The following is a 7,977-nucleotide window of genomic DNA, read 5'->3' as shown; positions in this document are numbered from 1 at the left end:
AGGACTCTCCTCTCATCGGCAAGAACATCGGGGAGCTGAAATTCTGGCAGTCCACCGGAGGCACCATCGTGGCCATCCGCCGGGGCCAGACCGTGATCCTCTCCCCGGGCCCTTACGCAGAGCTGTATGCCGGAGACGTCATCGTACTGGTGGGCAGCCCTGCCGCCGCGGAAGCCGCCCATCATCTGATACACGCAAAGGAGTGAACCAAGGACATGATCCAGTTTGAACATGTGTGCAAGACCTACGGTAAGACCCCGATCCTCAAAGACCTGAACTTTACCATTCCTGACGGGCAGTTTGTGGTTCTCATCGGTCCCTCCGGCTGCGGAAAGACCACCACCCTGAAGACCATCAACCGCCTCATCGATATCGACTCCGGCACCATCTCCATTGACGGCAAGGACATCCACTCCCAGGACAAGGTGGAGCTGCGCCGCCACATCGGCTATGTGATCCAGCAGATCGGCCTGTTCCCCAACATGACCGTGGCCCAGAACATCTGCGTGGTGCCCCGGCTTTTGAAGTACGACAAGAAAAAGCAGGAGGATATCGTACAGAATCTTCTGAAGATGGTGGGCATGGAAAGCCAGGCGGGCAAGTATCCCTCCGAGCTCTCCGGCGGCCAGCAGCAGCGCATCGGCGTGCTGCGTGCCCTGGCGGCCTCTCCCCCCATCGTGCTGATGGATGAGCCCTTCTCCGCCCTGGATCCCATGACCCGGGAGACCCTCCAGGACGAGGTGAAGAACATCCAGCAAAAGCTGGGCAAGACCATCGTCTTCGTCAGCCACGACATGGGTGAGGCGCTGAAACTGGCGGACACCATCATCTTCATGGAAAGCGGACAAGTGGTGCAGATGGCCTCCCCCGAGGAGATGCTGGAGCACCCTGCCAACGACCTGGTGCGCAACTTCCTGGGCAAGCACACTCCCGAATCCTCCGCCCCCTCCAAGGTGGAGCACTTCATGCGCACCAACATTCTCACCGTCAAGCGGGACCGTGGCGTGCTGGAGTGCGCCGAGCGCATGGCCCGGGGCAGCGTGGATACCCTCCTGGTCACCGACGAGGCGGGCCGCTACGCCGGCACCGTCACCATCGGCGACATCCGCCACTGGGGCCGGGAGCTCACCACCATCGAACCCCTGGTGCGCCAGACCGCCCGGACCGCCCGGGTGGGCGACGAGGCCAAGGAGAGCTTTGACTATCTGCTGGACTCCGGCGCCAACTACGTGGTAGTCCTCAACGAGGACGACACCATCGCCGGCATCGTCACCAAGACCAGCGTTGCCCGCTCTGTGGCGGAGAACCTCTGGGGGGATGCCAAATGATGGAGACTTTGCGCACCCTCTTCCGGGACTACGGCGCCGAGCTGGTGACAGCCATCGGGCAGCACACCGTCTACGTGCTCATCTCGGTGGCCATCGGCTTTGTGGTGGGACTGCTGGCGGGCATTCTGCTCTCCCGGATCCCCCGCCGGCTCTCCGGGGTAATCATCCCGGTCCTCTCCATTTTCCAGACCATTCCCGGCCTGGTGTTCATCGGCGTGCTTTTCATCTGGTGGGGCAACATCTATCCCACCGTCATCGTGGCCCTGAGCGTCTACGCCATGTTCCCGGTGCTGAAAAATACCTACACCGGCATCCTGGGCGTGGAAGGCAAGTACATCGAGGCTGCCAAAGGCTGCGGCATGTCCTCTTTGCAGGCGCTGGTGAAGGTGGAGCTGCCCCTGGCCATGCCCACTATCGTGGCCGGTCTCCGCATGGCCGCCATCTACACCGTCTCCTGGGCGGTGCTGGCCTCCATGATCGGACTGGGGGGACTGGGCAACTTCGTCTACCGGGGCACCTCCTCCAATAACAACACCCTGATTTTGCTGGGCGCCATCCCGGCGGCCATTCTGGCCATCCTCTTCGGCGCCGTCATCGACCTGCTGCAAAAGAAGGTCACACCCAGAGGGCTGCAGAAGGAGGTGGGCAAATGAGCTGGGACGTTATCTTTGAACACCTCTTCATCGTACTGGCTGCCAGCATTTTGTCCATCGCCGTGGGACTTCCTTTGGGCATCTGGGCCTATGTGTCCCGCCGGGCCCGGCCGGTGATCCTCCGGGTCGTGGACCTGCTGCAGACCATCCCCTCCCTGGCCCTTTTGGGCATCATCATGGTGGTGCTGGATCCCGGCAAGCTGACGGTCATCATCGGCATCACCCTCTATTCCCTGCTGCCCATCGTCCGCAACACCTGCCTGGGCCTCCAGGAGGTGGATCCCGGCGTCAAGGAAGCGGCCCGGGGCATGGGCATGAGCAAGCCCTACCGGATCTTGATGGTGGAGTTTCCCCTGGCCTTCCCCACGGTCTTCACCGGCATCCGCATCGCCGTGGTGAACGCCATCGGCACCGCCGTGTTCGCAGCTTTTGTAGGCGGCGGAGGCTTGGGCGGTGTCATCACCCAGGCCATCCGTATCTCCGACATGGGCATGATCGCCGCAGCTACCGGCGTCCTCATGGTCATCGCCGTGGTGCTGGATCTCATCATGAGCTGGTTTGAAGGGCAGATGCGCAAGTCCCGGGGCGGTTCCAAGAAGATGTGGATCCCCGTGGCGGCCATTCTGGTGGCTTTCTGCCTGCTGCTGCCCTATGGCCGGGGCTCTACCGGCGACATCATGCTCTATGACGGCGACTACTCCGAGACCCAGCTGATGCACCACATGGTGAAGATGCTGGTAGAGGACCAGACAGATCTCACCGTCACCATCCAGGACCAGATGTCCCAGGTGAACAACTGGAACGCCCTGAAGGACGACGGCCACACCTGCGACCTCATGATCTCCTACGACGGCACCTTGCTGACCACCTTCTTCCACCAGGACACCCCGGACGTGCCGGAGGGCATGACCATCTACGACTATGTCAAGGAAAAGGCCCTGGAGGACTACGACCTCCATGTGCTGGGAAAGCTGGGCTTTGAGAACACCTACGCCATCGGCGTGCCGGAGGCGTTGGCGGAGGAATATGATCTGGAGACCATCAGCGACCTCATTCCCATTGCGGATCAGCTGACCTTCGGCGCCGAACAGGAGTTCTTTACCCTGGAAGGCAGCATGAAGTACAACCCCTTCGTGGAATATTACGGGCTGAACTTCAAGGACTACAACCCTGTGGACATGGGCCTCAAGTATGCCGCCATTGAAAATGGGAGCTTCGACGTGGCGGTGGTCTACACTACCGACGGCCTTAACCGCAAGGTGGGATTGAAGGTCCTGGATGACGACAAGAGCTTCTTCCCCGACTACTTCGGCATTTTCGTGGTGCGGGGAGACATTCTGGAGCAGTATCCGGAGCTGGAGGGCATTTTGGAACAGCTCACCGGAAAGATCTCCACCGACCAGATGGCGGAGCTGACCTACCAGGTGGACGTGCTGGGCCGCACTGTGGACGAGGTGGCCCAGGAGTTCCTGGTGAGCCAGGGATTGCTGAGCGCGTAAAAGAATGCTACCATGGTTTCCGGGGGAATTTCCCCCGGAAACCTTTTTCTTTTGCGAAACCTCCGGTGCTTTTTCCCGTCTTGATCCGTGAAGAGAGAACTATGAGAGGAGGCGGTTCCCATGGAAGACAGCGACATCATCCAGCTATACTGGGACCGGTCGGAGCGGGCCATTGCGGAGACCTCCGGCAAATACGGCTCCTTTCTCTGGCGCATCGCCTGGAACATCCTGAAAAGCCACGGCGACGCCGAGGAATGCGTCAACGACACGTACCTTCGCACCTGGAACGCTATTCCCCCCGCCAGGCCCAGTGCCTTTCGGGCCTGGCTGGGGCGCATCACCCGGAACCTGAGTCTGGACCGCTGGAACCAGGAGCGGGCCCAGAAGCGGGGCGGCGATGAGACAGCGCTGCTGCTGGGGGAGCTGGAGAGCTGTGTCCCCTCCCCCCACCGGACGGAGCAGCACCTGGAGGACCAGGCTCTGGCGGACCTCATCAGCGCCTTTTTGCGCACCCTGCCCCAGGAGAGCCGGGTGATCTTCCTGCGGCGCTACTGGTACGGGGAGAGCCTGGAGGCCATTGCCGCGGGCCTGGGGTGCAGCGGTGGGAAGGTGAAGTCCTCCCTCTTCCGCACCCGGGGAAAACTCAGAGCCTATCTGGAAGAAGAGGGGGTGGCCCTATGAAAGCACAGCGCCTTTTTCAGGTGCTGGGACTCATTGACGAGGACCTCATTGACGAGGCCTGGACTTATGCGCCCGCCGCCAAAAAGCCGCCTCTCACCCGCCGGATGCCCTGGCTGCGGGGCACGGCGGTGGCCGCCTGCTGCGTGCTGGTGTGTACCTTCGGCTTTTTCTACCTGGTGACCGGCGGCTTCCGGGGCATGGGTTCCTACGCCGAAACCGCCGCACCGGAAACCGCTGGAGACAGCGCTGATGCGGGGAGCGCCACATCCGAGGAAGCGGAGAGTAATTCCTCTGGCGGCTCAGCACCGAACTTTTTATCCTATGCCGGGCCGGTGCTGCCCCTCACCACGCTGGAAAGCGACACGGGGCTTACAGCGGAGCGGGCGCTTACCTTCGACTTCACCCCCGGCACCGATGACGACGGTTCTCCCCGGCAGTGGGGCGCCCAAGTGACCGACCACTACGTGCTGACCAATCCCACGGAGGCCGACGTGACCGTCACGGCTCTGTATCCCGTCACCGGCAGCTTCGCAAGCCTCGGTTCCATGGCACCGCAACTGACGGTCAACGGCAGCCCGGCGGAGGCCATCCTCTACGGCAGCAGCTACGCGGGCACCTTCGGCGATGAAAACGACCGCGACGGCTCCACCCACAATCTGGCGGGACCGTACAGCTGGGAGGATTACGCCGCCCTGGTGTCGGATGAAGGCTATCTCACAGACGCTCTGGGAGATGGGCCGGACCTCTCCACACCAGTGATCGTATACCGCTTTTCCGACTTCTCCGCCCCCCACGAGACATACAGAGCCGCTACCCAGGCGGTGGAATTCACCATTGACGAAAGCACCTCCACCATTCTCAGCTATGGGTTCAACGGCTTGTCCCTGGATGCACAAACCGGATGGCGGCGGTACGACTATTTTGTTCCGGACGGCATCCGGAAGGAATCGAACCTAAAAGTGCTGGTGGTTCTGGGAGAAGATATCAGCAGCTATACCCTTCAGGGCTACTCCAACGGCGCCTGCGAGACCGCCATCGATGGCGTGACCTGCACCGTCACCCGGCAGGAAACCACCCTGGAAGACGTGCTGCAGGAGCTGTGCCGGACAGAGCTGGCACAGTACACGGACCAAACCCAGTGGCCGGAACTCTCCCAGCTGCCCCTGGAGCTCCATGTGAAGGCGGCGGCGGAGCTGCTGACGGAATACGGCCCCCTGTCTGATGCCCCCATGGACCGCTATACCGACGGACGGCTGGACGACCTGCTGAACGAAGCGCTGTTTATGGACCGGGTATTGTATCTGGCGGTACCGGTGACGATCCCGGCAGGAGGCAGCACGGAGCTCTCCGTCACCTTCTGGAAGGAGCCCAGCTATGACTTTGCGGGCTCCGGCACCGGACGGGAGGGGCTCCAGGACTTCGGGGTTCTGACCACCGCCGGATCCAACCTGGACTTCTCCTCCCAAACTGCCGCCCTGGTGAACGGCAGCGGTGTGGAGATTTGGGAGGACGATTTCGGCCTTGTACCGGAGGGCGATGCGGTCTCTCTGGACCTGAGCCAGGCGTACTACCATCTCACAGTACGTCCCGTGGAATAAGGAAAAAGAGCGCCTGCGGCTTGCAAGCCGCAGGCACTCTTTCCATTTATGTCAGTGCTTCCGGCCCCGCAGCCAGGCAATGACAGCCAGGGCCGCTGCCGCAGTCGCCGGGAGCCAGGCTCCGGCAAGAGGGGATTCCGGAGCGGTATCGGGAACCGGTTCAGGTGAAGCCTCCGTTTGTTCCGTCTGGGGTGCAGCGCTCTCCGCATCCTCCAAGGCAGCAAGGGAGGCGGAGGCCACCACTGTGGGGGCCGGAGCTTCCGCCGCCCATGCCGGGGGATCGTTTGGCAGCAGCGCCTGATCCAGAATCTTTTCCGGCCGGTTGGGCGTCTGGTCCTGGTTCTCCTGCCAATCCAGCAGTCTGTAGGCCAGCGGCAGCTGCCAGCAAGATCCATCCTCCATCACCGCCATCACCCGGTCCGAACAGGCCGCGGCAATGGCCACCCCTTCTGTAATCTTTACAACCTCATTTTCACACTCCGTCTCCAGGGCCGATGTGCAGACCAGCGGGTCCGACGAGTCCACCTTCCCCTCCCGCAAGATGGCGGGGCGGAACTGTCCCCAGGCCCAGAGGGTGCCGTCCGCCGTCACCGCCAAGCTGGGCGTGAACCAGTCCACCTGCTCCAGGAACTTCTCCGGCTGCCCCAGGAAATACCCCGCTTCGGCTGTCACACGAGGCACCCGCCAGAGGCTGCCGTCCTCCCCCTGCACCAGGAGATACGCCCGGTCCCCAAAGCCGCTCCAACTCCGCACATCCGCCACATGTTCCATGAGCGGCCGTGTTGAGAGGGTATCTCCGTCGAACCCGAAATGGATCAGCGTCCCGTCCTCCAGCACCGCCATATCCCCCTCCAGCTGGGCTACATGGTCCAGCACCTGTACGGGCCGGAAAAAGGGATCGTCCCGGTGTGCCTCCATCGATTCCCCGAACCGGGCTCCCCAGACCCATACGGTGCCGTCGGTACACAGCGCTGTGCAGTTGGTATCGCCTATGGAGACTGCCGCCACATTCTCCAGAAGGCGGTAGGGCTCCCCCTCTCCGAAGGTCCGGCCCGCATGACCGCCCCAGCCCCAGAGGACACCGTCCGTATCAATGGCGGCAGCCATGACGAACCCCGCCGCCACATAGCGGGCATTCTCCAGCAGAAGATTGGCCTCCTCCCTGGGCAGGGGATCCTGATCCGTGGGTCCCACCTCTCCGTGAAAGCTGTCTCCCCAGGCATAGAGCTTCCCGTCGGCGTCAATGGCATAATAGGTATATCCACCTTCCGTCACAGGCTGGATCTCCGGCTCCAGCGCCCGGACCGGCAGCGTCAGCAGCACCGCCGCCAGCAGCACTCCGGCAAATCTCTTCATCTTTACCGCCGCCTCTCTCCAATGCCTTACAGGCTCTTATTTACCGCCATCATATCACAAATCTTCTCTCCCCTCAAGGAAGCGGAAAATTTTCTTCCCGATTCTGTGGACAAACGCGGGAGTTTGGCGTATACTTGCACTAACATCAGGAGGCATCAGTTTGATTTATGGTTTCCATAAACAAATTTGATGTCTTAAATTTTAACAGAAGGAGTGGTTCTATGTCTGAGAGTTATGCGGGCAAGATCAACCGGAAGCTGCTGAAAAAGCGGCGCATCATCAATGCCGCCGCCGGACGGGAACCGGCGGATCTGGTGCTGAAAAACGCCACCTACGTCAATGTATTTTCCAACTCCCTCTGCACTGCCGATATCGCTGTGGCGGAAGGCCTCATTGTAGGTATGGGAGAGTATTCCGGCAACGAAGAAGTCGATATGACCGGCAAGATCGTCCTGCCGGGCTTTCTGGACGCTCACATCCATCTGGAGAGTTCTCTGGTGAGCCCCAAGGAGTTCGTCAAGGCGGTGCTGCCTCACGGCACCACCACCGTTGTAACGGATCCCCACGAGATCGCCAACGTCATGGGTGCCGACGGCATCGAGTACATGCTCCAGGCCACCGAGGGACTGCCGGTAGACGTGCGGTTCATGCTGCCCTCCTGCGTCCCCGCCACCCCTCTGGATGAGTCCGGCGCCATTCTGGACTACCGGGCCATCGACTCCTTCTACGACCACCCCAGAGTCCAGGGTCTGGCGGAGATGATGAACTTTGTGGGCATCATCGCAGGAGACGACCAGCCGGTGGAGAAGATCGTGGCGGCTCAGGCCCATCACAAGAAGATCGACGGCCACGCCCCGGACCT

The 7,977-nt window shown here is 61.6% G+C and carries 8 protein-coding genes; 7 read left to right on the top strand and 1 reads right to left on the bottom strand.

Annotation, left to right across the window (positions count from 1 at the left end; translation table 11 throughout):
• The 6 genes from ACT67G_RS11340 to ACT67G_RS11315 form a co-directional block, all read left to right on the top strand.
• On the top strand, positions 1-206 hold a 206-nt coding region (locus ACT67G_RS11340), incomplete at its 5' end, for a cation:proton antiporter regulatory subunit (protein WP_443664309.1).
• Positions 207-215: 9 nt separating this feature from the next.
• Positions 216-1,328 (top strand): betaine/proline/choline family ABC transporter ATP-binding protein, encoded by a 1,113-nt coding sequence (locus ACT67G_RS11335; RefSeq protein WP_443664308.1) that lies wholly within the window; start codon positions 216-218, stop codon positions 1,326-1,328.
• Positions 1,325-1,981, top strand: coding sequence for an ABC transporter permease (locus ACT67G_RS11330; protein WP_443664307.1), 657 nt, complete (start codon positions 1,325-1,327; stop codon positions 1,979-1,981). Before ACT67G_RS11335 ends, ACT67G_RS11330 begins: the two co-directional genes overlap by 4 nt.
• Positions 1,978-3,480 carry a glycine betaine ABC transporter substrate-binding protein gene (locus tag ACT67G_RS11325; RefSeq protein WP_443664306.1) on the top strand — a complete coding sequence of 501 codons (1,503 nt, stop codon included), beginning with the start codon at positions 1,978-1,980 and terminating at the stop codon, positions 3,478-3,480. Before ACT67G_RS11330 ends, ACT67G_RS11325 begins: the two co-directional genes overlap by 4 nt.
• Before the next feature lie 120 nt (positions 3,481-3,600).
• Complete coding sequence (locus ACT67G_RS11320; RefSeq protein ID WP_443664305.1) at positions 3,601-4,161, top strand: RNA polymerase sigma factor; 561 nt, start codon at positions 3,601-3,603, stop codon at positions 4,159-4,161.
• Positions 4,158-5,759, top strand: a complete 1,602-nt coding sequence (locus ACT67G_RS11315; RefSeq protein WP_443664304.1) for a hypothetical protein — start codon at positions 4,158-4,160, stop codon at positions 5,757-5,759. The genes ACT67G_RS11320 and ACT67G_RS11315 overlap by 4 nt, the downstream gene beginning before the upstream one ends.
• Positions 5,760-5,810: 51 nt before the next feature.
• Here ACT67G_RS11315 and ACT67G_RS11310 read toward each other — a convergent pair whose 3' ends face one another.
• Positions 5,811-7,115, bottom strand: a complete 1,305-nt coding sequence (locus tag ACT67G_RS11310; protein WP_443664303.1) for a hypothetical protein — start codon at positions 7,113-7,115, stop codon at positions 5,811-5,813.
• Positions 7,116-7,336: 221 nt separating this feature from the next.
• On the opposite strand from ACT67G_RS11310, the gene ACT67G_RS11305 reads away from it, so the two are divergent.
• On the top strand, positions 7,337-7,977 hold a 641-nt coding region (locus ACT67G_RS11305; protein WP_443664302.1), incomplete at its 3' end, for an amidohydrolase family protein.

It is taken from the genome of Dysosmobacter sp. (assembly GCF_052306735.1).
Taxonomy (GTDB): domain Bacteria; phylum Bacillota; class Clostridia; order Oscillospirales; family Oscillospiraceae; genus Oscillibacter.
This window is presented reverse-complemented; position numbering and strand designations above follow the sequence as displayed.

Excerpts from the sequence above, each read along its gene's own strand:
- ACT67G_RS11335 (WP_443664308.1), top strand. The coding sequence starts at position 216 with ATGATCCAGTTTGAACATGTGTGCAAGACCTACGGTAAGACCCCGATC.
- ACT67G_RS11330 (WP_443664307.1), top strand. The coding sequence starts at position 1,325 with ATGATGGAGACTTTGCGCACCCTCTTCCGGGACTACGGCGCCGAGCTG.
- ACT67G_RS11325 (WP_443664306.1), top strand. The coding sequence starts at position 1,978 with ATGAGCTGGGACGTTATCTTTGAACACCTCTTCATCGTACTGGCTGCC.
- ACT67G_RS11320 (WP_443664305.1), top strand. The coding sequence starts at position 3,601 with ATGGAAGACAGCGACATCATCCAGCTATACTGGGACCGGTCGGAGCGG.
- ACT67G_RS11315 (WP_443664304.1), top strand. The coding sequence starts at position 4,158 with ATGAAAGCACAGCGCCTTTTTCAGGTGCTGGGACTCATTGACGAGGAC.
- ACT67G_RS11310 (WP_443664303.1), bottom strand. The coding sequence starts at position 7,115 with ATGAAGAGATTTGCCGGAGTGCTGCTGGCGGCGGTGCTGCTGACGCTG.